The organism is Agathobaculum sp. TL06, assembly GCF_054658635.1.
Genome location: NZ_BAAGGY010000017.1, coordinates 13,221 through 38,864, shown reverse-complemented (window position 1 = coordinate 38,864; position 25,644 = coordinate 13,221). Strand labels below are relative to the sequence as shown.

Sequence of the window (25,644 nt, the reverse complement as noted above, 5' to 3'; positions counted from 1 at the left end):
CATATGACCTACCACGACCTTCCCCGCGCATTGCTGGCGCATTTGGGTTTCACCGCGGTTTCCGTGTTTTTCAGCTTTGTGCTGGGCGTTGCGTTCGGTATCCTGCTGTCCCGCCGGCCCCGCCTGTCCGGCGTGGTGCTGCCGGTATTGAGCGTGTTCAACACGGTGCCGGGCATTGTGTTCGTCGGCCTGCTCTTTATCTGGCTGGGCATGCAGCCCGCGACCGTGCTGATCGCCCTGTCGATCTACGCAATGTTCCCGATCCTCAAAAACACATATGCGGGTTTGGTATCGGTTGACCCGCAGTATATCGAGGCCGCCCGCGGCTGCGGCATGACGCCGCTGCAGCGGCTGTACAAGATCGAGATACCGCTGGCGCTGCCGACCATCATCGGCGGCCTGCGCATGTCCACGATCTATACCGTGAGCTGGACCGTGCTGGCGGCGATGATCGGCCAGGGCGGGCTGGGCGAGTTCATCTATACCGGCATCAGCGCCAATGACAACGGCCTGATCCTGATGGGCGCCATACCGGCCGCGCTGCTGGCGTTCCTGCTCGGCTCGCTGATTGACGCGCTGCAGCGCATGGTCGTACCCAAAGGCATGCGGAAAGGGGGCGGCGGCGTATGAGCGCGGTGATGATACTCGACCATATCTCCATTGTCGTTGCGTCCCTGCTGTGCGCAATTCTGGCCGGCGTGCCGCTGGGGGTAATATGCTATTTTTATCCCTCTGCGCGCAGGGTGATCCTGCGCGTGGTAGACCTGATTCAGACCACGCCGGCGCTTGCCCTGCTCGGCATCATCATGGTGTTTCTGGGCGCGGGCAAGCCGACCGTCATCACGGGGCTTGCGCTGTATTCTCTGCTGCCCATTGTGCGCAATACCTGCCTGGGGCTGGACCAGGTGCCGGATTACCTGGTCGAAGCGGCAAAGGGGATGGGGATGACGCGCCTGTACCGCCTGGCCCATGTGGAGATGCCCATGGCGGCGCCCATCATTTTCACCGGCATCCGCATCGCGGCAGTCAACGCGGTGGGAACGGCCGTGTTCGCCGCGTTTGTCGGGGGCGGCGGCCTGGGCGGTGTGATTAACACCGGCATCCGGCAGGATGATATGAACGCAATCCTCGGCGGCACGGGCGTGCTCATGCTCATGGCGCTGGTGCTCGACACCCTGATGGGCATTGTGGAGCGCCGGATGAACAGCCGCACAGCGGCCGCGCCCGCTTACCGCTTTCGGGTGGTCAGGCGGCTGGGGGCCGCGGCTGCGGCGGTCTGCGTGCTGGGGCTGTGCGCATGGAATTTCATCCCGCAGGACGCGGACGGGCTGGTGCTGTACCAGGGCGAATTTTCCGAGGTGCAGCTCGTTAACAGCATGATTCAGCAATTGGTCGAGGACCGGTATGATCTGACCGTGACGATCAAGGATCAGATGACCTCCAAGAACAATTTTGACGAGCTGGTCGGGGACGGACACAGCTGCGACCTGATGTACAACTGGGACGGGACCATCCTGACGACCATCATGAGCCTGGATACCGCGGATATACCGGAGGGGCAGACGCTCTACGATTTTGTAAACGAGCGCCTGCAGGATAAATATGATGTGCGGCTGATGGGCAAGATCGGCGTCAACAACACCTATGCCATCGGCGTGACGCAGGACGTGGTGGACCGGTACGGCGTGGCCGCCATCAGCGACCTGCAGCCGGTCGCGGGCGAGCTGCGCTTCGGCGCGGAGCAGGACTTTTTCACCGATGCCGGCAGCATGAAGTTCGGGCCGTTCGTGAATTTCTACGACCTGGATTTCAAGGAGGTGCGGCACGTCGATATTATGCTCAAATACAAGGCGATCGAGCAGGGCGCGTATGACGTCATGGTGGTTTACGCGACCGACGGGCTGAACAAGCGCGCGGGGCTGACCATTCTGGAGGACGACCGCCATTTCTTCCCAGACTATTACGGCACGATTCTGGCGCGGAACGATGTGTTTGAGCGCTTCCGAGAGCAGGCGCCGGATCTGGAGGACACGCTCAGCCTGCTCAACGGCCTCTTTACCGACGAACTGATGAGCGGCCTGACCTATGAGGTGGACGTGGAGGGGCGGCCGGTCGATGAGGTGGCGCATGAATTCCTGGTCGGACAGGGACTGCTGGAAAAATAAACGCAAAAACGGTGCGGAACCATATTCCGCACCGTTTTTTGCTGTGTTGGATAATGGAGGAAAGCGGTCAGGCGTCCATACGGAGGATGGCCTTGATGCACTTGCCGGAGCCGGACTCCTCGAACGCTTCGTTGATCTGCTCGAAGGGATAGAATTTGACCAGCTTGTCAAACGGGAACATGCCCTTTTTATAGTAGTCGAGCAGCTTGGGGATGAACAGCTTGGGGATGGCGTCGCCCTCGACAATGCCGATCAGGCTCTTGGCGTCGCCCATCAGCTCGGCCTGGATGTTGAACGTCACGTCGCCGGTTGCGCCGAGCACGACCGCCGTACCCATGAAGCGGCAGGACGCCAGGGCCTTTTTCACGAAGTCCGCCACGCCCGAGGTGTCGATCGCATAGTTGACGCCGCCGGGGATGATCTCGTTCTTGATCGTACCCACAATGTCGTCCACTTCCTTGCGGTTGATGGTGTGGGTCGCGCCCAGTTCCTTGGCAAGCTCCAGGCTTCTGGGATTGCCGCCGACCGCGATAATGGTCTCGCAGCCCGCGATTTTGGCCGCCATGATCGCGCTCATGCCCACCGTGCCGCAGCCGAACACCGCGATGGACGAGCCGAATTCCGGACGCAGGCGGTTGAGCACCGCGCCCGCGCCGGTCTGGATGCCGCAGCCCATGGGGCCGACGAGCGCAAGGTCGATATCGTCGTACTGCACCTTGACCGCGCTGGCCTCGTTGACGACCACATGGGTTGCAAACGAGGACTGCCCGAAGAAGGTGGCGAGCGGCTTGCCGTCCAGGGTGGACAGGCGCGACGTGCCATCCGGCTGCACGCCGCCGAAGTTGATGGCGTTGAAGTTCTCGCACGCGTGCTGGTGGGCAGTCATGCAGTTGTGGCAGTGGCCGCAGTAGCCGAAGGATATGCCCACCTTGTCCCCAGGCTGGAATTCCGTGACCTCAGAGCCGACCGCCTCGACGATGCCGCAGCCTTCATGGCCGAGCACTGCGGGCAGCGGGACCGGAATGACCTGTTGGCGGGCTGCGTCGTCGGTGTGGCATACGCCGCAGGCGGTGATCTTCACCAGGATTTCATGCTTCTGCGGGGCGGCCAGCTCGACTTCTTCGATCTGGAACGGCGCGCCGGGCGCGTGGATAACGGCAGCTTTGATTTTCATGGAGTGGTCCTCCTCGTGTCAGAATAAAAATGGAATTTCCGAAAGCCCGCGGGGTGCGGACCCAGGATGCGGGGATAGGCGCGGCGGTTCAGATATCGAGCGCGCGGTAGTAGCCGTCCGTGACCGCGTCTACGACGCGGCCGGCTCTGATGCAGTCGCCGATCTCGAACACACGCGGCGCGGCGTTGTAGAAGCTCTCCGCGCACGCGCGGTCAGCCTTCATGCCCGCGGCGAGCAGAATGGTGTCCGCTTCCAGCAGCATTTCGCCGTTCGGGCTGTCGCACAGCAGGCCGGCGTCGGTGACGGCCTTTGCGGTGGTGTTCACATGGATGCGGATGCCGCTGTTTCGCATATAGATCTTCATGGCGTTCTTGTGCATGAAGTAGGAGTCCGCGGCCCAGTCGTCCTTCATCTCCACAATGGTCACGTCCTTGCCCAGACCGTCCAGATAGATCGCGCACTCGCTGCCCACCAGACCGCCGCCGAGGATGACCACCTTCTGGCCGATGGCAGGGTCCTTCTGGTGCAGCGCGTCCAGGCTAACGACTTTCGCGCTGTCAATGCCCGGGATGGGCGGCACGATGGGCTTCGCGCCCACGGCGGTGAGGATGACGTCGGCCTGCAGCGCCTCGGCCTGTTCCGCGGTCAGGGCGGTATTCAGGCGCACGTCCACGCCTGCTTCGCGCAGCCGGCCCTCGAGTACCTGCACGAAGCGGTACATGTCCTGCTTGAACGGGATGTACTGCTCGGAGAGCAATTGCCCGCCCAGACGGCTGTTTTTCTCATACAGCGTGACCGTGTGGCCGCGCTGGGCGGCCGTGACGGCGGCGTACATGCCGCCCGGGCCTCCGCCGACGACCACGACCTTTTTGGGCGTTGTCGCGGGCGCGCCGTAAAAGCTCTCCATCTCGCGGCCGACGATGGGGTTGAACGCACAGCAGAACGTGCGGTTGGTCAGATAATTGTAGAAGCAGGTGAAGCAGCGGCAGCAGCGGGTGATATCGTCCTTGCGGCCGGAGAACGCCTTTTCCGGAAAATAGGGGTCGCAGATCGACTGGCGGGCGATCTCGATCAGGTCGGCCTGACCTGAGGCGAGGATTTCCTCCATCTGGTCGGGATCATTCAGACCGCCCAGCGTCGCGACCGGAGTCTTGACGTGCTTTTTGATTTCAGCCGCCAGGTAGACGTTGCAGCCATGCTCGACAAACATTGAGGGATGGGTCAGCACGAACACGTCAGGGTCCTCGTGTACGCCGGCGGAAACGTGGATGATGTCCACCTTGCCGTCGATGGCCTTGGCCATCGCAATGCCCTCGTCCAGCCCGTAGCCGCCCTCGGTCAGCTCGGCGCCGCTCATGCGGAATTCAATGGGGAAGTTTTCGCCCACCGCCTCGCGCACTTTTTCGATCACGAGCAGGGGAAAACGCATGCGGTTCTCCAGACTGCCGCCCCAGCGGTCGGTGCGGCGGTTCATGGACGGGGACATAAACTGGCCGAGCAGCCAGCCGTGGCCGCCGTGGATGAGGATCATGTCAAAGCCCGCCTGCTTGACGAGCGCGGCCGCGCGGCCGAATGCCTCGGCGGTGTGGACGATCTCGTCCTCGGTCATGCTGCGCACAGGCAGACCGTCGGGGTTGACCTCGTCGTTCGGGCCGAGCGCGTATGCTTCGGCGGCGTGGCCGTGGCCGCGGGCGTTGGCGTACTTGCCGCCGTGCGCCAGCTCCATGACCGCGGCGCTGCCGTGGCGGTGCATGGCCTTGGCCGCCTCCTTGAGCGAGGGCAGCGAGCCCACGTCGTACAGCGCGACCTCCTTGGTGTGCGTGCGGCCCACCGCGTCCACAATGCCCAGGCCGATGGCCACGCTGGCCAGGCCGCCGCGCGCGCGGTTTTCATGGAAGGCGATGTCTTCCTTGCGCATATGGCTGTCCGGATCCATTTCAGGGTTGGACATCGGCGCGCCCAGGATCCGGTTTTTGAACGTCAGTCCCTTGATGGTCAGCGGGCTTGCCAAATGGGGGTAATACTTGTTTTGCATAGCTGAGATCAATCCTTTCCAAAATCCTGTTTGCCGCGCCGGAACGCGCGGACATACGTCAGAGAGAAGCGGCTTTGCGGGATTGCGCCGCAAAACGGCTTTCCGGAAACGTATGCGGAGGAGTTCGCTTACAGGCCGCGTCTGCCCTGGCGAATGCAGCGGCGTATGCTATGTCGAGGTTCTGGTTCGCGCCGGTCATCGCGGCGGCCTTGCCATCCAGGCGGAACCAATCCGCCTGAAAGCGTTCATAAGGGGCGGGCATTATGGGATACCTGTCCTTTTCGGAAAAAACGGCGTTGCGTCTTTGTGGAAAATGACGGCACCTTTGGCATGCGCCCATCTTGTATCAGTATCATACTGCGGCTTTTTTCTCCTGTCGATTGCTGTGAGAGACAGAAAAAAAGATTTTATGTCCAAAAACGACGAGATGAACAAGAGAATTGTGGAAAATGAATAAAAAACCATTCGTGTTTTTGCACATATGGCGAATGCGGGAGGGGGCAAGGCTTCTGGGCGGGGAACCAGTGGCCTTGCCCTGTGCGCATACCCCGCCCGCCCGCCGCATAAGGTGGAGGCGGAGGTGGTGCGGAAATGATGGAAAAACAGGAAGCGGAGGCGCTGGCGGTCGTCCATATCCGTCCGCCGCAGGCTTCGGAGGAGGAGCGGCAGGCTGCCGTGCGGGCGCTTGCCGCCGTGTTCCGGCAATATGCACGGGCGGAGGGATAGCGTGGATTTTATCTACAGCCGCCAGTCGGTCGACAAGGCAGACAGCATTTCGATCGAGAGCCAGATCGAATATTGCCGGTATGAGGCGAGGGGCGGACCGTGCCGGATCTTTTCCGACAAGGGGTACAGCGGCAAAAACACCGACCGGCCGGCATTCCGGCGCATGATGGAGGCGCTGCGGCAGGGCGGCGCCTCGCGGGTGATCGTCTATAAGCTGGACCGCATCAGCCGGTCCATCCTGGATTTTGCGGGCATGATGGAGGAGTTCCAGCGCCTGGGCGTGGAATTCGTTTCCTGTACGGAGAAGTTTGACACCGCCACACCGATGGGGCGCGCCATGCTGAGCATCTGCATCGTGTTCGCGCAGCTGGAGCGCGAGACCATCCAGATGCGCGTCGCGGATGCCTATGCCGCCCGCATGAAGCACGGTTTTTTCATGGGCGGGCATGTGCCGTATGGCTTTGCTTTGGAGGACGCCGTGCTTGACGGGATACATACCAGGCGGTATGTGCCGCAGCCCGAGGAGGCGGGGCATATCCGTCTGATCTGCGCGCTGTACGCGGACCGGAAAAATTCGATCGGGGATGTGCTGCGCCTGCTGGAAGAAAACGGCGTTGTGAACCGGCGGGGGCGGCCGTGGACGCGAGAGCGCGTGCGGGAGACCATCCGCAATCCGGTCTATGTCCGCGCGGGACCGGGCGTTTATGAATTTTACCAGCGGGCCGGCACCGAGATGCTGAGCGGACCGGAGCTGTTTGCGGGCCGGAACGGCTGCTTTTTATTTTCCGGGGAAAGCGGGAAGCGCAAGCAGACCCATCCGGAGGCCGCGCGCCTGCTGCTCGCGCCGCACGAGGGCCTGGTGGATGAGGACGTTTGGCTGGCCTGCCGCCGGCGCTGCATGGGCAACCATCCGGTCGCCGCGGGCAACAAGGCGAAATGGACCTGGCTGGCAGGCCGCCTTAAATGCGCGTCCTGCGGCTATGCGCTGACCGTCAAGCGGGCGCCGAACGGCAGCCGCTATCTGGTCTGCTCGCACCGCTACGCCGCGCACGGCTGCACCGCCGCGGGACTGCCCAAAGCGGACACGGTCGAGCGGCTGGCCGGCGAAGCGGTGCGAGCGCGGCTGGCGGAGCTGGGGCCGCTCGAACCGCAGCGGCAAGCGGACACGGCACGCGCCGCGCTGCGCGCCCGTCTTGCGGAGCTGGAAAGCGAGCGGGAGGCGCTCGCCGCCCGCATCCCGCAGGCGAATGAACAGGCCATGTGCCTGATTAACGAACGCGCCGCCGCACTGACCGGACAGGCAGCCGAGCTCCGGCGGCAGCTGGCGGATCGGCAGGAGGCAGAGGCGGTGCCGCCGGATGGCGCGGCACAATGGGAAAGCCTGTGCTTTGAGGGGAAACGGGCGGTGCTCGACGTGCTGGTGCAAAAGGTAACGGTATCCCGCCGAGAGGTCTGCATTACCTGGCGGATATAAAGAGAATACAAAAACAGCGCCCCGCTCGCTGCGGATACCATAGTACCGCAGTGGAGCGGGGCGCTGTTTTTTGCTACATTCCGAAAGGCGGGCTTACTTCACACCCATCCAACCGGAGATGACCATTTTTTGGACCTCAGAGGTGCCTTCGTAGATTTCAGTGATTTTGGCGTCACGCATGAAACGCTCGAAAGGATACTCGCGGGTATAGCCGTAGCCGCCGACGAGCTGCAGGCAGCGGCGGGTAACGTCGCTGGCGGCCTCGGAAGCGTACAGCTTGCCCATCGCAGCAAGGTGGCTGTAGGACTCGCCATCCTGCTTGGCCTGCGCTGCCCGATAGATCAGCAGCCGCGCCGCATCCACCTTGCACTGCATATCAGCCAACTCGAACTGCGTGTTCTGGAACTGGCTCAGGCGCTTGCCGAACTGCACGCGTTCCTTGACATACTTGACGCATTCGTCAATCGCGCCCTGCGCGATGCCGAGCGCCTGCGCACCGATGCCGATGCGTCCGCCGTCCAGCGTCATCATCGCGATCTTGAAGCCCTTTCCGACTTCGCCCAGTAGGTTCTCCTTGGGTACGATGCAGTCCTCGAATATCAGCTCGCAGGTGGACGAGCCGCGGATGCCCATTTTCTTCTCGTGCGCGCCCACACGGAAGCCGGGGAAGCCCCGCTCCACAATGAACGCCGAGATGCCCTTGGTGCCGAGCGATTTGTCGGTCATGGCGAAAACGACGAAGGTATCCGCAAAGCCGGCGTTGGTAATGAATATCTTTGTGCCGTTAAGCACCCAATGGTCGCCCTTGTCCTCGGCGGTGGTCTTCTGCATGGCGGCGTCCGTGCCGGCGCCCGGCTCGGTCAGGCCGAATGCGCCCAGCTTTTCGCCCGAACAGAGATCGGGAAGGTATTTCTGCTTCTGCTCTTCCGTACCGAACGCATAGATCGGCCAGGTGCAGAGCGAGGTATGAGCGGAAACCATGACAGATGTCGTGGCGCAGTATTTCGCCAGCTCTTCCGCAACGCTGATATAGGAAACATAGGACAGTCCGGCGCCGCCGTATTCCTCCGGATAAGGCACGCCCATCATGCCCATCTCTGCGAGCTTGCGCCAGGTTTCCTCGGGGAAACGCTCGTTTTCATCGACTTCCGCGGCGATCGGCGCGACCTCCTTGACCGCGAAATCGTGCAGCATGTTCAGGATATCCTTTTCGTCTTCGGTAAAATGAAAATTCATATCAGTTCTCCTTTCTCGTTGCAGAGGAGGCCGCCGCCACACCGGCAGCGGCCCCATGCCCTGAGCGTTTGAAACGCCCTATGGAAAACGCGCGCCACACCGTACGTTTAGGCGCCGCACGGCGTCCGTGTTTTCCAAGGGAGGTATCGGTTTTGTCAGCCGCGCGCTTTCTGGATCTCCTCGGTCAGTACGGGGAGCACCTCGAACAGGTTGCCCACCACGCCGTAATCGGCCACGTCAAAGATCGGGGCGTCCGGATCCTTGTTGATGGCAACGATCACATCCGAACCGCTCATGCCGGCCAGATGCTGAATCGCGCCCGAAATGCCGCAGGCGATGTACAGCTTGGGACCGACGGTTTTGCCGGTCTGCCCGACCTGGTGGGCATGGCTGATCCAGCCGGAATCCACCGCCGCACGGGAGGCGCCGACCGTTGCGCCGAGCGCTTTGGCCAGCGCGCGCACCGGCTCGAAGCCCTCCGGACCGCCGACGCCGCGGCCGCCGGATACGATGATCTCCGCGCCCTCCAGATCGACGTTCTCCTCGTCCATGTCGCGCAGCAGCTCGATCACCCTGGTGCGGATATCCTTTTCTTCCACATGGATATCCTCGCGGATGACCTCAGCCTTTGCCTCGGTCTCCTCGCACTTCTTGAAGACGCCCGGGCGCACTGTGCCGATCTGCGGACGGTGGTCGGGGCAGAGGATGGTCGCCATCAGGTTGCCGCCGAAGGCCGGACGGGTCCAGGCGACATTGCCGCTCTCTTCATCAATATCCAGCGCGGTGCAGTCCGCAGTCAGGCCGGTCTTGAGGCGGCAGGATACGCGCGGGCCAAGGTCGCGGCCGTTATTGGTCGCGCCGATCAGCATGCTTGTCGGGCCGTATTTCTCCACGAGCGCGCACAGCGCGATAGCATAAGCGTCCGTGCTGTAATGTCCGTATTCCGCACCTTCGACGACAATGACCCGATCCGCGCCATGCGTGGACGCCGCCTCGACCGCAGCCGATACATGATCGCCGATCACAATGGCGACCAGAGCGCCGCCCTGCTTATCCGCCATCATGCGGCCGGGGGTCAATAATTCAATGCCGACGTTCTTTGCCGAACCGTCGCTGTTTGTCTCCACAAATACCCAAAGGTCTTTCGTTTTTGCTTCCATGGTTCTCCTGCCTCCCTTAAATGACGCTCGCATCGCTGAGCAGCTGGAACAGCTTGACAGCCGAATCCGCCGCGGTTTCTTCCTTGATCTTGACGCCGCCCGTTTTTTTCTGCGGCACAAAGGTCTTTTTCACCTTGGTGGGCGAGCCTTTCAGACCGGCGTGCGCCAGGTCGATGGTGGGCAGGTCTGCGGCGGTCAGCGTCGGGATATCCGCGCGGTTGGCCGCCATTTTGCGCTTGATCGTGGGATAACGCGGGTCCCAGGCGGGCTTGGTAAAGGTAACGACGCACGGCGTCTGCACCTCTACGACCTCCACGCCCTCTTCCACTTCCTTGTTGACGCGGATAAGGCCGTCCTCGGCCGCAGCCTCCAGACCGTAGGTGACCTGCGGATAATCCAGATGCTCTGCGATTTCCGGACCGACCTGCGCGGTGTCGCCGTCGATCGCCTGCTTGCCGCAGAAGATCGCGTCGAACTTGCCCTCAAGCTCCTCCACCTTTTTGATCGTCTCGGAAATGATATAGCTGGTAGCAAGCGTGTCCGAGCCGCCGAACGCGCGGTCAGATACGAGATATGCCTTGTCTGCTGCGATGGCCAGGCATTCCTTGAGCGCTGCCTTGGCCTGCTCGGGACCCATGGACAGCACGACGATCCGCGTATTCGGGTCCTTGTCCTTGATCCGCGCCGCCGCTTCCAGGGCATAGCCGTCGAACGGGTTCACGATCGACGGCACGCCTTCCCGAATCAGCGTATTCTTTACCGGATCGATCTTGATCTCCGTTGTATCCGGTACCTGCTTGATACATACTAAAATGTTCATGGTGTTCCTCCTGTTTGGTTTAATGAATGAAGCACAGGCAGTCAGTTTTCTGCAAATGCCTGTATCTTGGTCAGCGCCTGGCCGCTTTCCGTGGTGCTTTGGTCGATGTCAATACTGAAGCTCATAAGTCCTGCGCGCGTCACAACGTCAATCACCGATGGCTGGTCGTATTCTTCGATCTCGCAAAAGCGCATCATGCACAGCACGACACAGTCCGCGCCATTGTCCTTTGCCAGCTTGGCAAGCATTTGGCCGCGCGCGGTATTGTTATCGTCGTGGGCGGTCGAACAGCCGTAAATGGCAAACCAGTGCAGCGCAAGGCTTTCGATTGCGGAGTTGGCCGCGGGATAATCGCTGCGGTACTGACGGGATTCCTGCGCCAGGTCGTCGCCGACCACGGCGACGTTGTTATCGGCAAAGTAGCCGAGTACCTCGTCCGGCTCGCAGGTGATGCCGGTGAGGATGACTTTTTTACCCTTCCAGTCGCAGACCGGTTCGGCGGCGAGCGCCTCGGTCAGCGCGGAAACCATTTCAATGGTCTTTTCCGGACGCAGGAACGTGGCGGCTTTCATGACATGGTGGCGGTCGGCCGGCCGGATGAGGTCGAGATGGTCGTTCGCCGCTTCGCAGAAGGCCCGCATGACCGCGTTTCGTTTGTTGCACAGCGCGATGGCGTTCTGCAAGGCTTCGTTTGTGATTTCCTTGCCGGCGATCTCCTCCAAGGCGCTACGTACCGTCTTGAGCTCCTCAATGAGGAAATCCCGCGCGCCGGGATCCTTGCGGTTCTGCGGATAAATAAAGGTGATCGGGCGGATGTCCTTAACGCCTGCGCGCCATGCGGAGTTCATGCCGCGGAACGTATCGCAGATGATGGGCATGATCGCCGCGGAGACGCCCTGATACGCGCCGGTCATGCCGAACTCCAGGCAGGAGCGCAGCAGGGAGCAGGTGAAGATAGGGGCGTACTTGCCGGCTATCTGAGGGTTGCATTGGCCGCCCCAAATACCCATCGGCACCATGCCGGCCGCGAGGACGAGCGGCTGGGGGGTATAGACGGGGAAACAGGCGATCACCTTGTCGCCGGCATCGAGATACTCTTTCAGCAGACGCTGCGGATTTTTGCTGATGTCGTCAAACTGCGCCAGCAGGGTTTTTACGTCAGCCATTACTGCTCCGCCTCCTTATTTGCTTTCATTACATCCACCAGGCTTTGCAGCCGGGTTTCAAACTGGGCCTCGTTGAAAATCGTCGGGTCGGCCTGATCGCCGTCGAAGAACACGACGGGGATACCGCATTTTTCCTCCACGATCTCCCGCCCGCAGGTCATCTGGTAGGTCATGAATTTGCAGCTGCGGTTGATATGACAGAACATGCCGTTGCACTGGAAATGGTTGGCGACATCCGCGCGCTTGCCCATCATCGTGGTCGTATTGACGACGTTGGTGGAGGAAAGCATATACTGCTCGGCCATCTCATCCAGATTGCCCGGCGTATAGTGCAGGCTCCAGGCGCCGACATAGCCGTTTGTAACGCAGTTGACGCCATACTTTTTCATGGTCTTGAGGTTAAAGCCAAGATTCGGCCAGCAGGCGATGCCCTCCCAGTCGACACGGTACTCCTGAGGCGAGGTGCCGAAGGTAGTCGTGCCGTTGTCGATATGCTCCTGGATCTCGCGCTTGAGCTGCAGGAGCACCTCAGTGGTTTCACGCCGGCTGCGCGCAACGACCATGGGCGCCATGTAGTTGAACAGGTCGAAACCGTTGAGCGGAGCGGGGTTGCGGTCGTTCATCAGGACGCACTCGTCAAACAGCCGCGCGTTTTCGACCGAGATTTTCTGCAGCTCAAGGAATTTATCCCAGTCGAATTTCTTGCCGAAGAATTCCTCCATACGGTGGATGTTGTGCTCGATCTGGCTGCGGCCGTAAGCGATCCAGTGCTTAGCGGGCTTGGCGTCCGTATAGTTGAACAGGCAGTCCTGCATGAAGATCGGGATATCCAGCTCGCGCGACAGGCATTCGTACCATTTAAGCAGCTCAAAGCAGCTGTTGGTGGCGCAGAGCAGGAATGTAGGACGCGGCATGCGCTGCACGGAGGGCGGCTCATAGTTGGGGTCGTTGGCCATCTGGTGCGCCATGCCGATGCTCAGGCGGGCGTAAGAACAGATATCGTTGGAATAACCCAGCTCGCCCTCCGAGGTTGCGATAAAACGGGGGGAATCATGGCGCGCGGCTACGCCGGCCGCGTTGTTTTCAGGATACAGGACAGGTACGTCGAACGTGGCGCACAGCTCCTGCGGAAAGATAGAGGTGGACCAGCCGACCGGCTCGCCCTTGGCCTCTGCGTCCCAGGCGGCCTGGTAGATGCTGTCAACCAGCGCGTTCAGCATTACGCGGGATTTGGGAAGCGGGCGCTTTGGCTTTTTTACTTCAGTAGTTTCGCTCATAGGGGTTCCATCCTTTCCTGCGAATGAAAATATGGCGTTCAGGCGGACCGCATGCTGCCCAGTGCGTACAGTGCGGCACCGAGCGCGCCGGCGAGCTGGCAGTCCTCATGAACCTGTATGGGGTGCTTGATCTCCTCCTCCAGGGAATGAACAAGCCCCTTGTTGAGTGCGACGCCGCCGCTCATGGCGACCTCCGGCTGGATTCCGCAGCGCTGCACCAGGGATGCGACGCGGCGCGCCACGGATTTATGGATGCCGGAAACAATGTTTTCCAGCCTGATGTTCGCGGCCAGCTTGGAGATGACCTCGGACTCGGCAAAAACCGTGCAGGTGCTGCTGATTTCGGCCGCCTCGTCCGCCTGGAAAGAGAGATCGCTCAGGTCGGTCACCTCTACGTCGAGTACCTTGGCCATGGTGTCGAGAAAACGTCCGGTACCCGCCGCACATTTGTCGTTCATCACGAAATTCAACAGCATGCCCTTGCCGTTTATGCGCATGACCTTGATGTCCTGCCCGCCGATATCCACAATCGTACGGGTATTGGGCAGAAGGTGGGCGATGCCTCTGGCATGGCAGCTCAGCTCGCTTTTTTGATCGTTAATCCCCTCGAAAGAGAAACGGCCGTATCCGGTTGCAGTGATCCATTGGATATCGTCCCGCGTGATGCCAGCCTTTTCCAGCGCCTGCGCGAACACGCGCGCCGGACCAACGGTACCCGTGCCGATTGGGACGATCGCTTTGGCCGCGATGCCGCCGTCCGCTGCCAGAATGACGGCCTTGGAAGCGGTGGAACCGATATCAATGCCTGCTGCAAACATCAGATCACCCCGTCCTCCGCAAACTGGGCGAGCTGCTCGTCCGTATAACCGAGCAATCCGCCGAATACGTCCTTGTTGAATTTGCCGAGCGGCTGGCCGGGCCATTTGATTTCACCCGGCGTTCCCAGCATTTTGGGGCAAACGTTCTGCATCTTGATTTTGCCGAACTGCTCGGTTTCGACCTCGACGATATCGTCGCGGGCTGCGAACTGCGGGTCCTCCATAATATCGGCCACGTTGTAGATCGGGCAGGCAGGGATGCCTTCGCCCAGTATGTCGAGGCATTCCTTCAGTGTGTGAGCGCGCGCCCACTTGGCAAATTCCGCGTTGATCTCCTCGCGGTGCGCCGCGCGGTCGATCGTGGTCTGGTAATCCGGATGGTCGATCAGATCCTGACGGTCGATCTGGTGCATGCAGTCGCGGTACAGCTTATCGCCCGTGATGGACAGGGCAACATACTTGTCGTCCTTGGTGAGGAAGTGACCGGATGGGACGGTAACAGTTGTGCCGTTGCCAATGCGGGTGCGGATGGTGCCGTCGTAGGAGTATTCCGCGATGATGGATTCCTGTAGCCGCAGGACCGACTCGGTCAACGCGCAGTCGATCATCTGCCCCTCGCCGGAGCCGTTGACATCACGGTCGTAGATTGCGAACATGACCGCCATGCAGCTGAACATGGCAGTATAGAAGTCCGCGACCGAGATGCCGGGCTTGACCGGAGGCGTATCCGGATAGCCGGTGACCTCCAAAAAGCCGCCGAGCGCAAGGCCCATGCGGTCAAAGCCGGGGCGGGGAGCGTAGGGGCCGGTCTGGCCGTAGCCGGAAGCGACCGTGTAGATCAGGCGCGGGTTGCGCCGGTGGATTTCCTCCCAGGTAAAGCCGAGCTTTCGGAACACGCCGGGACGGAAGTTTTCGATCAGGACGTCTGCGTCCTCAATCAGCTGCCAAAGCATTTTTTTACCCTGCTCGGTTTTAAGGTTGAGGGTAACGTTCTGCTTGTTGCGGCCTTCGACGGCGAACCACAGGTTCTTGATGCGGCCCATGCCGCGCATCAGGTCGCCGGTCTTGGGCGGCTCGACCTTGATTACGCGCGCGCCGAAATCGGCCAGCATGCTGCCGCACCAGGGGCCGGCCACGATATTGCCCACTTCAACGACCTTCAGACCCTCCAAAGCCTGTCTGGACATAAATATGCTCCTTTCAAATCCAATGAAGTTGTTTTATTTACCCTGAAATTGCGGCGGCCGCTTTTCCTGGAACGCGCGGCCGCCCTCCAGATAATCCTCGGTTTGGTAAAGCGCCATGCCGAGCGTGTTTTCCAGCGCAAGCCCATCCCGCAGCGGCATGTCATAGCCCTGCGACAGGCATTGCTTGATGCTTCTGACCGCCAAGGGCGCCAGCTGGCAGATCTTTTCCGCGGTCTGCAGCGCAGCGTCGAGCAGCTGCTCTGCGGGGACGACCTGGTTCACCAGCCCGATCTGCAGCGCGGTCTGCGCATCGACCTTTTCATTGGTGAGCAGAATCTGCATGGCCCTTCCATAGCCGACGATGCGCGGCAGGCGCTGTGTCCCGCCAAAGCGGGGCAGCAGCCCGAGCGACGGCTCCGGCCAGCGGAACGACGCATGCTCGGCGGCGATACGCAGGTCGCAGGCGAGCGCCAGCTCGCCGCCTCCGCCATAAGCAAGGCCGTTGACCGCAGCGATCAGCGGTTTCGTAACATACAGCCCGCGCATCGGCGTTCTGGGGATACGCCATGGACGGTCTGCCGTGGCTTTGACGAACGGGAGCCATTCGGTCACATCCGCGCCGGAACAGAAAGCCTTGCTGCCCGCGCCGGTCAGGATGCCGACATACAGGTCGGCGTCTTCCATAAAGTTCAGCATGGCATCTTCCAGCGCCTGAATGAGTGCGGGGTTGAGTGCGTTATACTTTTCCGGACGGTTGAGCGTGAAAATCGCGATCCGTCCCCTTTTTTCTGTCGTAAGTACAGACTCCATGTTGCGCCTCCAATACAAATGTCTGTTTCCCACGGAGAATCGGCAAAGCAAGGAATAAGAGATTGTTCCAGCTGCCCGCCGGAAGTATGCGGCGGGCAACTGGAATGGGAGGTATAAGCGTTTTTATCGGCAGAGCTGGCCGGAAATAACGACGCGCTGAATCTGGTTGGTTCCCTCAAAGATCTGATAGATCTTTGCGTCGCGCATCAGCTTTTCCACCGGATACTCACGGGAATAGCCGTTGCCGCCGAGCACCTGCACCGCGTTGGTGGTAACGAATACTGCGGTATCACCCGCAAAGCATTTGGCGGAGGCGATCAGCTTTTTGTTGATGATGCCGGCGTCCGCCGATTTGCAGGCGCCCCAAACCATCTGACGGGCGGCCTGCGTCTGGATTTCCATATCCGCGAGCAGGAAACCGATACCCTCGTGCTTCCAGATCGGCTTGCCGAAAACGACGCGCTCCTTGGCATAAGGAACCGCTTCGTCCAGCGCGGCCTGTGCAATACCGACCGCGGAGGCTGCGGTGCAGGGACGGGAGTTATCGAGGATCTTCATGGCAATCTGATAGCCCTGGCCCTCTTCGCCCAGACGGTACTTGGACGGCAGCACCATATCGTCAAAGAACAGCGAGTTGGTGTGGACGCAGCGGATACCCATTTTATCCTCATGCTCGCCCACCGTGAAGCCCGGCGTGTCCTTGGGAAGCAGGAACGCGGTGATGCCGCCCTTTGTTCCTTTTTCCTTGTCGGTAACGGCGAAGATGGTGATGAGATCGGCGCAATCGCCGTTGGTGATAAAGGTCTTGCCGCCGTTGATTACATAATCGTCGCCAACCTTGCGCGCGGTCGTGACCATAGCGCCGGCATTAGAGCCGGATACGCTTTCGGTCAGGCCGAACGCCATGATGCCGCCGTTGACCATGATATCCGCAGCCCACTTTTTCTGCTCCTCCGTGCCGGCGATATTGAGCGGCTCGAAGCCGAAACCAAATACGCGGGAAGCGAAGCCGGCGTCACCGCGTGCGAGTTCCTCGCGGATGACGGCGTATGTAAAGTTATCCAGTCCCAGTCCGCCGTACTCCTCGGGAACGGTGACCAGATGAAGGCCCATTTCATAAGCGGTCTTGACAAGATCCTCCGGTACGATGGCGTCTTTCTCCGCGATGCGGCAGGTGGGCCGGACCTCTTTTTCCGCAAACTCGCGGACCAAATTGCGCAGCTCGATCTGGTCTTCATTCAGCATGAAATCATAATCGGTCATCATAGTCGTGTTCCTCCTAAAGCATGTGTTTTATTCCCAACAGGCGTCCATATCCTGATTTGGTACAAGTGGTGCTGTTCGTCTCGAACAGGTTACAGCTGGAAAACAAAGGGGTAGCTGGCGATGGTAAGGATGAGACAGCCGATCAGCAGCGGGACGCCCATCTTGGTGTAGTCCAAAAAGCGGTAGCCGCCCTGCAGCGTCATGGTGACCGGCGGTGTCGCAATCGGCGTCAGGAACGCAAGATTCAGGCTCCAGATGATCGCCATGATGACCGGCTTGGCGGCATAGCCCAGAGAAGCGCACATGGAAAGCGCGATCGGGCCAAGCATGGCCATGGAAGCGGTCGAAGACATCACATTGCTCATGATAACGCTCAGGATGGTGAAGATAACGAGCAGCTTGAACATGCTGATATTGCCGCCCATCCAGCCGATCACCGTGTCCGCAATCAGCTTGCCGGCTCCGCTTTCCGAAATACCCGCGGCAAAGCCGAGCGAACCGGCCAGAACCCATACGGTCGTCCAGTCGAGGCGGGCGAATACCTGTTTAACCGAGATGCAGCCGGTCAGGATACAGGCCAGGCCCGCGACCATAGCGACCGCGCCAACCGTCCAGATACCGACAACAAAGCCGATAACCGTAAGGATCAGGATGGCGGAGGCAATGATCATTTTTACGGTGCTGTACTGGGTCTGATCCTCCTCTTCCTGCGCGTCCTGCGAAAGGTCGTATTTTTCCTCGAAATTGAAAACCCGCTTTTGCAGGGCGTAACCGATCGTCGCATAGAACAGGATGATAAAAAGCAGGCGGGGGATGCTGCCCCAGGTCAGGTCGAAAAAGCTCATGGTTTCCAGGCCCGCATCAGCCAAAATACCCTGGCCGATCACGTTGGGCGTGGAGCCGACCAGCGTCATGCCGCCGCCGACATTGGCGGCAAAGCCGATAGCCATAAAGCTGTTTTTACGCGAAATAGCGCCGCGCGAGCTGGCCGCGGTTGCGGAAACAACCGGCAGCATCATTGCGACGACCGCGGTGTTGCTGAGAAAAGCGGAGAGTATGGCGGAGACGACAACGCATACCACGATAAACAGCTTTTCCCGTATGCCCACCATTCGGATGATGGAAGTTCCGATCTTTTGCGCGACTCCGGTTTCAAACAGAGCCTCACCGATAATCATGGAGCCGATTACCATCATCGTGACATCGCTGGCAAAGCCGGCAAACGCACTGGTAAACGGGATCACGCCGCATATGCCCATCGCAAGCGCGGCGCCGACCGCGGTCACGGAGAGGGGAACCTTGCCGGATGCGAACAAAATGATCGTAACGACCAGAATGATCAGTGCTATCGTCGAAGTACTCAAGAGTTGTGCCTCCTTTTGCCTTGCGGCAGGCTGGATTTTGCATTGATTATAATTTAACGATAGCGTATCAAGTAGGCGCTGTCTATTTCCAAAATACATTGGTTTTGTTAAGTGGGCTGTTAACAATGACGCAAATGTCCAATGGAATGCTGGAGTTTATATGCAAAATACACAATAAAAACGGCGGGAAAGAGGTGCCGCAGGGTGCGGGACACCGCAGACCAGCGCGCTATCCGGATAAATTTTTTTGCGATTGAAAATGTACATAAAAGGTAAATTATTGCGCTGGTAAAAATTACGAAATGTTATCATTACTTGTAACAAAGGTAAGGAATTATTAATCACAGAAAAAATGATCGCGTCAAAATTGATATAAAATAAACAATTTCATTTTGCTTGAAATGAGTAAGATGCACATTTTTATAAAAAAATCCGCCGGCAAGGCGGATTTGACAATTGAAAAGATTGTTGCTATTTTGACAATACAGCATGCATGTGTGACTGGAGGAGACGTCCTCTGACTCAAACGCTTCGCAGGTTTGCGCTCCCATTTTACAGAATTGGGTGGTAGAAAGGAGAAGTCTGTATGCCCTCCAGCACAATAGCAATAATTATCACAATAATAACAATTATTTCCTTTGTTTTGGAAAAAATCCCGTTGGCCATGACGGCGATGATCGCTTCTCTGGCAATGGGGATTATTTTGCCGGAAATGAAGCTCTCGGACGTATATTCCGGTTTTTCCAGTTCGACCGTAATGATGGTCGCCGGTATGTGTATCGTTGGCGACGCCCTGTTCAAAACCGGTATGGCCAATAAGATCGGCCGTGCCATCAGCAACAGCGCAGTAGCGAAAAACGAGCGGCTGTTCATGATTGTGGTCGTCATTTGCTGTACCGTTATGTCCGCGTTTCTGTCCAATTCCGGTACGATCGCAATGTGGATGCCGCTGATTGCTGCCTGTGCGGCCAAATCGCATGGTGTGGTTCGCTCCAAAATGATTATCATCGCGGCAGGCATGGCGGCAGCGATCGGCGGTGCGGCTACGCTGGTCGGTTCCACATCGCAGCTTACCGCAAATTCCATACTGATGGGCTATGAGGGTTACGAGGGCGGACTCGGCCTGTTTGACCAGACCAAACTCATGGTACCCATGTGCCTGATCATGATTATTTATTTTGCCACCATTGGCTATTCGCTCTGCAAAAAGGTGCTGAAACCGGAAAGTCCGGATTTTGACAAAGGCAATTACTATGCGGAACTGGCGGAGAAATCGGGCGAGGAGGAAACCGATAAGATTCCAGCGTGGAAAGGAAAAATGTCGGTCATCGTGTTGCTGCTGTGCATCCTCGGATTCATTCTGACAGGTTTCGACGCATTCGATCCCTATCTGGATGTTGGCATCATCGGTCTGCTGGGTGCGACGATCCTGATCGTCTCCGGCTGCATGCCTTTGAAGAAAACACTGGCGGAAATGGACTGGAACACCATCGTCATTCTCGCGGCGGCGCAGGGCTTTGCCAAGGGCCTGGACGTCTCCGGCGGCGGCAAGGTGATCGCGGATTTTATCCTGAATCTGTTCGGCGGCCAGAATGCATCCACGGCGGTGCTGATGGCGGCAGGCGTCATTGTTACCACCGTGCTGACGAACTTTATGTCTAATACGGCGTTGGCGGCGATGATGACCCCGATCTATATTGAGATCGCCATGCAGATGGGTATCAGCCCGATCCCGTTCGTAATTGCGATCGGTGCAGTTGCTACGAACCTGGCGTGCGCAACGCCTGTCGGTACCCCCGCATGCACCCAGACCCTGCCGGCTGGTTACAAGTACATGGACTATGTCAAAATAGGCGGCCCGCTGTGTATCATACTGATGCTTGTAGCCGCGTTCCTATCTCCTGTACTTTATACATTCTGACCGGCGGCGGAGCGCAGATTTGCCCATATCGGCTTTTCCAAAAGGAGAAGCAGGTTTTGCCCCTATTTTCCCCAGAAGAAACGCAGGCCCGGCATAAGCCGGACCTGCGTTTCTCATATGCTGCGATGCGCCCTGTTCTGGTAAAAGTCGATCAGGTAGTCGCGGAATTGGAGCACGGTATCGGAATGGGCGACGCCGGACTTCCAGAACACGGTCTGCATTCTGGGGTTGGGAGGGTATTTGACGCGCACCATCCGCACCAGCGAAGAATGAATGGCGCGCGCGCCGAGGACGCTGCTGAATGCAATGCCATAGCCATTCTCGATCAACTGCGTGCGTAAGATGTAGTCCACCTCCGCCACGATTCGAGGAATAAAGCCGGACTGCTTGCAGGCGTTTTCGAAAAAGGCGCGGGAAGAATAGCCCTTGGATAATGCGATAAACGGTTCATCCCGTGCCTCCGCCAAAGAGATCGCGCCCTTTTGGACAAAGGGGTGGTCGCAGTTTACCAAAAGCGCGGGCGGATCCTCAACAATAAATTCATGCTCCCAAGCCTTATTGGTGATGTCGCCAACGTCAGTGATAACGAGGTCGTATTGTTCGAGCGCTTCGGGATCCTGTAATTCCTTGAGCGTCAGGGAAGCATGCTTGATGGTAACCGAGGGATGCGCCTTCATAAAGGAGCTGATGACTTCGGTCCAGAGCGACTGTGCGGAGACGCCCACATATACAATATCCTTTTGGGAGGACGCGGTCTTGGATAGTTCGCGTTTGATATTATCCAGTTCGGAAAAGATATTGCATACATGGATATATAAAATTTTTCCGTTTTCGTTGAGCTTAATCTTGCGCCCGACGCGGTCGAAAAGGCTGACCTGCAGCTCGTCCTCCAGGCGGGAGATGGTCGTGCTCAGCGCCGGCGGGGAAATGTGAATGATCTTTGCGGTGTTGAGCAGATGCTCATTCTCAGCCAAGAGCTTAAAATAATATAAATGTAGTAACTGCATATCCCATTCTCCTGTGAAGCTGAAAATAATCGAGTTTATTATAGCATACGTTTTCAAAATACAGCTTTTTCCACGCAAACAGCGTTGTTTTTGCAAAATAACGTTTTGTTTGGCTGATGATATTTTGCAAAATCTTTATGCTTGTAGAACTTTGGAAAAGTATACCTTTAGAAACTATGGTATGCCGTGTGTCCCGCTTCATCGATCCAGCGCCAAAAGCCCGGGCGGGTGTCGACCTCGCGGGCGGTCAGGGGGCCGAATGCGTCTTCGTATTCGGCGGCGGCTTTATCGAACGCGGTGCGCATCTCACTGTAATAAGCGAGCGCGGCGGTGTTTTTCGGATGGCCGTCCAGGTATTCGATCACGTCGACGAGCGCGAAGTCATACATCCGGACACGGTTGAGCAGCTTTTCCCGTTCGGTCATCTGGGAACCGCCTCCTCTCCGAGGAAGGGCTTGTCGAGCGAGGGGAATATCGTGCCGCGGCTGAACGCAAGCGCCGGCTCATAGGGCGTTTCAAAGCTCTGATACGGCACGAACGCCATCGCAAGCGAAAGCAGACGGGGATCGATGCTGTCCGCGGGCAGCATCTGATCCGTCTGGTTGTTAGGCTGATTCATATGCGGTTGCTCCTTGTTCGTAAAACAGTTTGAGGTCTTGCCTCAATCCCATTGTATGCCGCGCGAAAAAAGACGGTGAAAGAGGGACGGGAATGTGGTATACTATGAAAAAAGGAGGCATGAAGCATGGAGCTTTCTGAGATCAGGGAGCAGGCTGGAAAAGCGGCCGCTCTGGTGTGCGACGCGGCGGGGCTGCGCGCGGGAGACCTGTTCGTGGTCGGCTGCTCGTCAAGCGAGGTGTGCGGGGAAAAGATCGGCACCCACTCGAGCGTGGAGGTCGCTGAGGCGGTGTTCGAGGGCATTTACGGGGTGCTGCGGGAGCGCGGCGTTTACCTGGCGGCACAGTGCTGCGAGCATCTGAATCGGGCGCTCGTGGTCGAGCGCGCCGCCTGCGAGCGTTTCCAGCTGGAGGAAGTGAATGTCGTCCCGCAGCCGAAGGCGGGCGGATCGTTTGCGACCACGGCCTACAAGCGTCTGAGCGATCCGGTGGCGGTGGACAGCCTGCGGCAGTCCGCGTCCGCGGGCATGGATATCGGCGGGACGCTGATCGGTATGCACATTAAGCCGGTTGTCGTGCCGCTCCGCATTGCGGTCAAGCAGGTCGGGGAGGCGGTTCTGCTTTGCGCGCGCCGCCGGCCGAAATTTGTGGGCGGCAGCCGCGCCGTATACAACGAAAAACTTTTGTGAGGGAACCATGGGAATAAAAGCAGTATTTTTCGATCTGGACGACACGCTGTACAGCAGCTTTCAGGCGTGCGACGCCTACGCATACGAGCGTATGGCCGCCTGGGTGGAGGAGCACACCGGCGCTTCGGGCGCGGAGTTCGCGCGGCAGTTCAAGTGGTACCGCAAAAAGCTGGCGCGGCAGCAGCCGGGCATGCCGCCCACGCATGACCGTGTGCTGTTCGCGCAGGGCGCGCTGGAACGGATGGGGCTGAACGCGGTGCAATACGCCCGCGCCCTGCACCGCGTCTACTGGGACGCGGTCCTCTCCAAAATGGAGCTGCGGCCGGGCGTGCCGGCGCTGTTGGAGGAGTTGCGGCGGGCGGGCGTCAAGACCGCGGTCTGCACGGATATGCTGGCGGATATCCAGATGGAAAAGCTCGAATATCTCGGCCTTGCCGACCGGATCGATTATCTGGTGTCAAGCGAGGAGGCGGGCATGGATAAGCCCGGCTCCCCGATCTTCTGGCTGGCGCTGCAGAAGTGCGGCTGTCTGGCGGGGGAAGCCGTGATGGTGGGCGATAACTTCCGGCACGATGTGCAGGGGGCGACCGATGTCGGCATCGCGGGCGTGTGGCTCAACTGGACACACCTGCCGCGGCCGGACGACGACCGGCCCTATACCGAGGTGCATACATTCGAGCAGGCGGCGGCGCATATCCGCACCCTGCTCTGAGGAGGACAGAAAAATGCAGCATTATGATTACCGGCCGCGGGGCGTCTGCCCGATGAAAATATCGTTTGACCTGGAAGGGGACACGGTGCATAACGTATCCTTCCTCGGCGGCTGCAACGGCAACCTGCAGGCGATCAGCCGCGTGGTTGAGGGCATGACCGTCGCGCAGATCGAGGGATATTTCAAAGGCATCAGCTGCGGCGGCAAGGGGACCTCATGCTCCGACCAGCTCGCCGCCGCGGTGCGGGCGGCGTATGAACAGGCAAAATAAAACAGCGGAAGAAAACGGAAAGCGGGCCGGCGCAATAGCGCCGGCCCGCTTTTTCGGGTGTCTGAGGACAATAAAAAAGCAGCGGCAAAGCCGCTGCTTGCAGTTTAGTCGAGAATATGCAGGACAGGATCTTCCGCGCCCGCCTGCTGGATGCAGACGGCCAGCCGGTAGGAACGGTCCGCCGAGAACGGCGGCAGGAACAGGGAATAGGGCTGCTCCATATCCGGACAGTCGAGCTGCGGGCGGGCATTGGAGCGCAATTTGACGCAGAAGCTGCGCAGCGGCAGGTCAAGGCCGCGGCCGGTGGACTTGACAAAGCTCTCCTTGAGCGTCCAGAGCGAATAAAACGCGTCGGTCCGCGCGTAGGGGGGCAGCGAATTCAGGTAGCGGATCTCCTCCTTGTGGAAAAAGCGGGAGGCGATATCGCGGCGGTTGGGATCGCACCATTCGATATCCACGCCAACCGGATGGTCGCTGATCGCACACACCGCCCAGTCTCCGGAGTGGGACAGGCTGAAATGGATGCCAGGCTCGGAAACCAAGTAAGGCTTGCCGCCCTCCGCGATGGAAACCGCAAGCGGATGCACCACCCAGGGGAAGTGCTGCGCGACCGCGTACTCGAGCAGCAGCATGGCCGCGAAGCTCTGTATACGCGCCGTGCCGCGCCGGCGGTCAATCCATTCCAGCCGGTTGGGGGCGATGCGGGCGCGGGACTTGCTGTCGTCAGGATCGACGGCAGTGATTGGAATGGCGTATACAGCAGTCACAGAAATACCCCCTGTAATTTTTTATCGCCTTGGTATTATAGCACATTTGACCAACGCTTGACAATGAAAAATCAGAGAGGAACTGTAAAAAAATAGTGCCTGCCGGAAAAGACCGGATGGGACCGGTCATTGCCGCGTTTCCCTGAAGGGCCTGGCCGCGCGCCGGTTCGCGGTGCAGATAGCGCCGTGCGGACAGGCGCGCCGGCAGTCCCCGCAGCGGATGCATTCCGGACTGTTGGGCGTCCGGTGGATCGGGATATCCAGCTTGCACGCCTTTTGGCACGCGCCGCAGCCCGTGCATTTTTCCCTGTCAATGCGGAACCGGTAGAGCGCGGCCGGATTGAACAGCCCGTATATGGCGCCGAGCGGGCAGAGGTAACGGCAGAACGGCCGGTATACCAGCAGGGAAAGCAGCAGCAGAACGGCAAGGATCGCGGCTTTCCAGGTGAACAGCCAGCCGAGCGCGGCCCGCAGCGGGGGATTGGAGGCAATCAGCGGGATGCCCGCGAACAGCGTGCCGGAGGGGCAGATGTATTTGCAGAACCAGGGCTGGCCCTGCCCGACAATATCCAGCACAGTCAGGGGTAGCACGATGACAAAGCCCGCAAGGATGACGTATTTCAGATATTTGAGCCAGCGGTCGCCGGGCAGGCGGCGCAGCTTTTTGACAAAGGGGATTTTATACAGCAGGTCCTGCACCAGCCCGAACGGACACAGCCAGCCGCATACCAGCCTGCCGAACAGTGCGCCGAACAGGAGCAGGAAGCCGGCGACATAAAAGGAGAACCGATAGCTGCGGCTGCCGATGACCGCCTGCAGCGAACCGATCGGACACGAGCCGAGCGCGCCGGGGCAGGAGTAGCAGTTCAGGCCGGGCAGGCAGATAAATTTTCCAGGGCCTTTATAAATGCTGCCCTTTGCAAAACCGGCGGCGTAACCGTTTGTCAGGGCGGTAAAGGCGAGCTGGACGAGCATGCGCGCA

Annotated in this window: 26 protein-coding genes; 9 read left to right on the top strand and 17 right to left on the bottom strand. The window is 59.3% G+C overall.

Annotated features, from left to right (window positions below; all coding sequences use genetic code 11):
* The first annotated feature begins 3 nt into the window (after positions 1 to 3).
* Together ACYQ3S_RS11215 and ACYQ3S_RS11210 are read left to right on the top strand one after the other, a co-directional pair.
* Positions 4 to 630 carry an ABC transporter permease gene (locus ACYQ3S_RS11215; RefSeq protein ID WP_459689179.1) on the top strand — a complete coding sequence of 209 codons (627 nt, stop codon included), beginning with the start codon at positions 4 to 6 and terminating at the stop codon, positions 628 to 630.
* Positions 627 to 2,165, top strand: coding sequence for a glycine betaine ABC transporter substrate-binding protein (locus ACYQ3S_RS11210; protein WP_459689178.1), 1,539 nt, complete (start codon positions 627 to 629; stop codon positions 2,163 to 2,165). The genes ACYQ3S_RS11215 and ACYQ3S_RS11210 overlap by 4 nt, the downstream gene beginning before the upstream one ends.
* A gap of 67 nt (positions 2,166 to 2,232) precedes the next feature.
* Here ACYQ3S_RS11210 and ACYQ3S_RS11205 read toward each other — a convergent pair whose 3' ends face one another.
* Together ACYQ3S_RS11205 and ACYQ3S_RS11200 are read right to left on the bottom strand one after the other, a co-directional pair.
* On the bottom strand, positions 2,233 to 3,339 hold the full coding sequence (locus ACYQ3S_RS11205; RefSeq protein ID WP_459689177.1) for an NAD(P)-dependent alcohol dehydrogenase: 1,107 nt from the start codon (positions 3,337 to 3,339) through the stop codon (positions 2,233 to 2,235).
* Positions 3,340 to 3,427: 88 nt separating this feature from the next.
* Complete coding sequence (locus ACYQ3S_RS11200; RefSeq protein ID WP_459689175.1) at positions 3,428 to 5,374, bottom strand: oxidoreductase; 1,947 nt, start codon at positions 5,372 to 5,374, stop codon at positions 3,428 to 3,430.
* Here ACYQ3S_RS11200 and ACYQ3S_RS11195 point away from each other — a divergent pair.
* The 3 genes from ACYQ3S_RS11195 to ACYQ3S_RS11185 all read left to right on the top strand — a co-directional run bounded on the left by ACYQ3S_RS11195 (position 5,364) and on the right by ACYQ3S_RS11185 (position 7,574).
* Complete coding sequence (locus ACYQ3S_RS11195; protein ID WP_459689173.1) at positions 5,364 to 5,831, top strand: hypothetical protein; 468 nt, start codon at positions 5,364 to 5,366, stop codon at positions 5,829 to 5,831. The genes ACYQ3S_RS11200 and ACYQ3S_RS11195 overlap by 11 nt on opposite strands.
* Positions 5,832 to 5,965: 134 nt before the next feature.
* Positions 5,966 to 6,100, top strand: a complete 135-nt coding sequence (locus tag ACYQ3S_RS11190) for a hypothetical protein (RefSeq protein ID WP_459689171.1) — start codon at positions 5,966 to 5,968, stop codon at positions 6,098 to 6,100.
* A 1-nt stretch (position 6,101) separates the two neighbouring features.
* Positions 6,102 to 7,574, top strand: a complete 1,473-nt coding sequence (locus tag ACYQ3S_RS11185; RefSeq protein ID WP_459689169.1) for a recombinase family protein — start codon at positions 6,102 to 6,104, stop codon at positions 7,572 to 7,574.
* Between the two features lie 93 nt (positions 7,575 to 7,667).
* Here the strand turns inward: ACYQ3S_RS11185 and ACYQ3S_RS11180 are convergent, their stop codons facing one another.
* The 10 genes from ACYQ3S_RS11180 to ACYQ3S_RS11135 all read right to left on the bottom strand — a co-directional run bounded on the left by ACYQ3S_RS11180 (position 7,668) and on the right by ACYQ3S_RS11135 (position 18,678).
* A complete protein-coding gene (locus tag ACYQ3S_RS11180; RefSeq protein ID WP_459689167.1) occupies positions 7,668 to 8,810 on the bottom strand; it encodes an acyl-CoA dehydrogenase in 1,143 nt (380 codons plus the stop codon).
* 155 nt (positions 8,811 to 8,965) lie between these two features.
* Positions 8,966 to 9,970 (bottom strand): electron transfer flavoprotein subunit alpha/FixB family protein, encoded by a 1,005-nt coding sequence (locus tag ACYQ3S_RS11175; protein WP_459689165.1) that lies wholly within the window; start codon positions 9,968 to 9,970, stop codon positions 8,966 to 8,968.
* 16 nt (positions 9,971 to 9,986) lie between these two features.
* Positions 9,987 to 10,790: an electron transfer flavoprotein subunit beta/FixA family protein gene (locus ACYQ3S_RS11170; RefSeq protein WP_459689164.1), complete on the bottom strand. Its 804-nt coding sequence runs from the start codon at positions 10,788 to 10,790 to the stop codon at positions 9,987 to 9,989.
* 41 nt (positions 10,791 to 10,831) lie between these two features.
* A complete protein-coding gene (locus tag ACYQ3S_RS11165; RefSeq protein WP_459689162.1) occupies positions 10,832 to 11,956 on the bottom strand; it encodes a 2-hydroxyacyl-CoA dehydratase subunit D in 1,125 nt (374 codons plus the stop codon).
* Complete coding sequence (locus tag ACYQ3S_RS11160; RefSeq protein ID WP_054327916.1) at positions 11,956 to 13,233, bottom strand: 2-hydroxyacyl-CoA dehydratase subunit D; 1,278 nt, start codon at positions 13,231 to 13,233, stop codon at positions 11,956 to 11,958. The genes ACYQ3S_RS11165 and ACYQ3S_RS11160 overlap by 1 nt, the downstream gene beginning before the upstream one ends.
* A 38-nt stretch (positions 13,234 to 13,271) precedes the next feature.
* Positions 13,272 to 14,051, bottom strand: a complete 780-nt coding sequence (locus tag ACYQ3S_RS11155) for an acyl-CoA dehydratase activase (RefSeq protein WP_459689161.1) — start codon at positions 14,049 to 14,051, stop codon at positions 13,272 to 13,274.
* Positions 14,051 to 15,238, bottom strand: coding sequence for a CaiB/BaiF CoA transferase family protein (locus ACYQ3S_RS11150; protein WP_459689159.1), 1,188 nt, complete (start codon positions 15,236 to 15,238; stop codon positions 14,051 to 14,053). Before ACYQ3S_RS11150 ends, ACYQ3S_RS11155 begins: the two co-directional genes overlap by 1 nt.
* Before the next feature lie 33 nt (positions 15,239 to 15,271).
* A complete protein-coding gene (locus ACYQ3S_RS11145; RefSeq protein ID WP_459689157.1) occupies positions 15,272 to 16,048 on the bottom strand; it encodes an enoyl-CoA hydratase/isomerase family protein in 777 nt (258 codons plus the stop codon).
* A 123-nt stretch (positions 16,049 to 16,171) separates the two neighbouring features.
* Positions 16,172 to 17,314, bottom strand: coding sequence for an acyl-CoA dehydrogenase family protein (locus ACYQ3S_RS11140; protein ID WP_054327911.1), 1,143 nt, complete (start codon positions 17,312 to 17,314; stop codon positions 16,172 to 16,174).
* Between the two features lie 89 nt (positions 17,315 to 17,403).
* Positions 17,404 to 18,678 (bottom strand): SLC13 family permease, encoded by a 1,275-nt coding sequence (locus ACYQ3S_RS11135; RefSeq protein WP_459689155.1) that lies wholly within the window; start codon positions 18,676 to 18,678, stop codon positions 17,404 to 17,406.
* Between the two features lie 586 nt (positions 18,679 to 19,264).
* Between ACYQ3S_RS11135 and ACYQ3S_RS11130 the strand changes: the two genes are divergently transcribed.
* Positions 19,265 to 20,599 carry an SLC13 family permease gene (locus ACYQ3S_RS11130; RefSeq protein WP_054327909.1) on the top strand — a complete coding sequence of 445 codons (1,335 nt, stop codon included), beginning with the start codon at positions 19,265 to 19,267 and terminating at the stop codon, positions 20,597 to 20,599.
* Positions 20,600 to 20,712: 113 nt separating this feature from the next.
* Here the strand turns inward: ACYQ3S_RS11130 and ACYQ3S_RS11125 are convergent, their stop codons facing one another.
* The 3 genes from ACYQ3S_RS11125 to ACYQ3S_RS11115 form a co-directional block, all read right to left on the bottom strand.
* Entirely contained in the window at positions 20,713 to 21,606 is an 894-nt protein-coding gene (locus tag ACYQ3S_RS11125) for a LysR family transcriptional regulator (protein ID WP_054327908.1), read from the bottom strand.
* 167 nt (positions 21,607 to 21,773) lie between these two features.
* Entirely contained in the window at positions 21,774 to 22,031 is a 258-nt protein-coding gene (locus ACYQ3S_RS11120) for a spore coat protein CotJB (protein WP_459689152.1), read from the bottom strand.
* Positions 22,028 to 22,225 (bottom strand): spore coat associated protein CotJA, encoded by a 198-nt coding sequence (locus ACYQ3S_RS11115; protein WP_054327907.1) that lies wholly within the window; start codon positions 22,223 to 22,225, stop codon positions 22,028 to 22,030. The genes ACYQ3S_RS11120 and ACYQ3S_RS11115 overlap by 4 nt, the downstream gene beginning before the upstream one ends.
* A gap of 126 nt (positions 22,226 to 22,351) precedes the next feature.
* Here ACYQ3S_RS11115 and ACYQ3S_RS11110 point away from each other — a divergent pair, with 126 nt between their 5' ends.
* The 3 genes from ACYQ3S_RS11110 to ACYQ3S_RS11100 are packed head-to-tail and all read left to right on the top strand — an operon-like array spanning position 22,352 to position 23,895.
* A complete protein-coding gene (locus ACYQ3S_RS11110) occupies positions 22,352 to 22,912 on the top strand; it encodes a TIGR01440 family protein (protein WP_459689150.1) in 561 nt (186 codons plus the stop codon).
* 7 nt (positions 22,913 to 22,919) lie between these two features.
* Complete coding sequence (locus ACYQ3S_RS11105; protein ID WP_459689148.1) at positions 22,920 to 23,624, top strand: HAD family hydrolase; 705 nt, start codon at positions 22,920 to 22,922, stop codon at positions 23,622 to 23,624.
* 13 nt (positions 23,625 to 23,637) lie between these two features.
* Entirely contained in the window at positions 23,638 to 23,895 is a 258-nt protein-coding gene (locus ACYQ3S_RS11100; RefSeq protein ID WP_459689146.1) for a TIGR03905 family TSCPD domain-containing protein, read from the top strand.
* 104 nt (positions 23,896 to 23,999) lie between these two features.
* On the opposite strand, the gene ACYQ3S_RS11095 is transcribed toward ACYQ3S_RS11100, so the two are convergent.
* On the bottom strand, positions 24,000 to 24,662 hold the full coding sequence (locus ACYQ3S_RS11095; protein ID WP_459689145.1) for a 4'-phosphopantetheinyl transferase family protein: 663 nt from the start codon (positions 24,660 to 24,662) through the stop codon (positions 24,000 to 24,002).
* Between the two features lie 126 nt (positions 24,663 to 24,788).
* Complete coding sequence (locus ACYQ3S_RS11090; RefSeq protein ID WP_459689216.1) at positions 24,789 to 25,637, bottom strand: 4Fe-4S binding protein; 849 nt, start codon at positions 25,635 to 25,637, stop codon at positions 24,789 to 24,791.
* Positions 25,638 to 25,644 lie beyond the last annotated feature (7 nt).

Coding starts and splice junctions, on each gene's coding strand:
- ACYQ3S_RS11215 (WP_459689179.1), top strand. CDS start 4: ATGACCTACCACGACCTTCCCCGCGCATTGCTGGCGCATTTGGGTTTC.
- ACYQ3S_RS11210 (WP_459689178.1), top strand. CDS start 627: ATGAGCGCGGTGATGATACTCGACCATATCTCCATTGTCGTTGCGTCC.
- ACYQ3S_RS11205 (WP_459689177.1), bottom strand. CDS start 3,339: ATGAAAATCAAAGCTGCCGTTATCCACGCGCCCGGCGCGCCGTTCCAG.
- ACYQ3S_RS11200 (WP_459689175.1), bottom strand. CDS start 5,374: ATGCAAAACAAGTATTACCCCCATTTGGCAAGCCCGCTGACCATCAAG.
- ACYQ3S_RS11190 (WP_459689171.1), top strand. CDS start 5,966: ATGATGGAAAAACAGGAAGCGGAGGCGCTGGCGGTCGTCCATATCCGT.
- ACYQ3S_RS11180 (WP_459689167.1), bottom strand. CDS start 8,810: ATGAATTTTCATTTTACCGAAGACGAAAAGGATATCCTGAACATGCTG.
- ACYQ3S_RS11175 (WP_459689165.1), bottom strand. CDS start 9,970: ATGGAAGCAAAAACGAAAGACCTTTGGGTATTTGTGGAGACAAACAGC.
- ACYQ3S_RS11170 (WP_459689164.1), bottom strand. CDS start 10,790: ATGAACATTTTAGTATGTATCAAGCAGGTACCGGATACAACGGAGATC.
- ACYQ3S_RS11165 (WP_459689162.1), bottom strand. CDS start 11,956: ATGGCTGACGTAAAAACCCTGCTGGCGCAGTTTGACGACATCAGCAAA.
- ACYQ3S_RS11160 (WP_054327916.1), bottom strand. CDS start 13,233: ATGAGCGAAACTACTGAAGTAAAAAAGCCAAAGCGCCCGCTTCCCAAA.
- ACYQ3S_RS11155 (WP_459689161.1), bottom strand. CDS start 14,051: ATGTTTGCAGCAGGCATTGATATCGGTTCCACCGCTTCCAAGGCCGTC.
- ACYQ3S_RS11150 (WP_459689159.1), bottom strand. CDS start 15,238: ATGTCCAGACAGGCTTTGGAGGGTCTGAAGGTCGTTGAAGTGGGCAAT.
- ACYQ3S_RS11145 (WP_459689157.1), bottom strand. CDS start 16,048: ATGGAGTCTGTACTTACGACAGAAAAAAGGGGACGGATCGCGATTTTC.
- ACYQ3S_RS11140 (WP_054327911.1), bottom strand. CDS start 17,314: ATGATGACCGATTATGATTTCATGCTGAATGAAGACCAGATCGAGCTG.
- ACYQ3S_RS11130 (WP_054327909.1), top strand. CDS start 19,265: ATGCCCTCCAGCACAATAGCAATAATTATCACAATAATAACAATTATT.
- ACYQ3S_RS11125 (WP_054327908.1), bottom strand. CDS start 21,606: ATGCAGTTACTACATTTATATTATTTTAAGCTCTTGGCTGAGAATGAG.
- ACYQ3S_RS11120 (WP_459689152.1), bottom strand. CDS start 22,031: ATGACCGAACGGGAAAAGCTGCTCAACCGTGTCCGGATGTATGACTTC.
- ACYQ3S_RS11115 (WP_054327907.1), bottom strand. CDS start 22,225: ATGAATCAGCCTAACAACCAGACGGATCAGATGCTGCCCGCGGACAGC.
- ACYQ3S_RS11110 (WP_459689150.1), top strand. CDS start 22,352: ATGGAGCTTTCTGAGATCAGGGAGCAGGCTGGAAAAGCGGCCGCTCTG.
- ACYQ3S_RS11105 (WP_459689148.1), top strand. CDS start 22,920: ATGGGAATAAAAGCAGTATTTTTCGATCTGGACGACACGCTGTACAGC.
- ACYQ3S_RS11100 (WP_459689146.1), top strand. CDS start 23,638: ATGCAGCATTATGATTACCGGCCGCGGGGCGTCTGCCCGATGAAAATA.
- ACYQ3S_RS11090 (WP_459689216.1), bottom strand. CDS start 25,637: ATGCTCGTCCAGCTCGCCTTTACCGCCCTGACAAACGGTTACGCCGCC.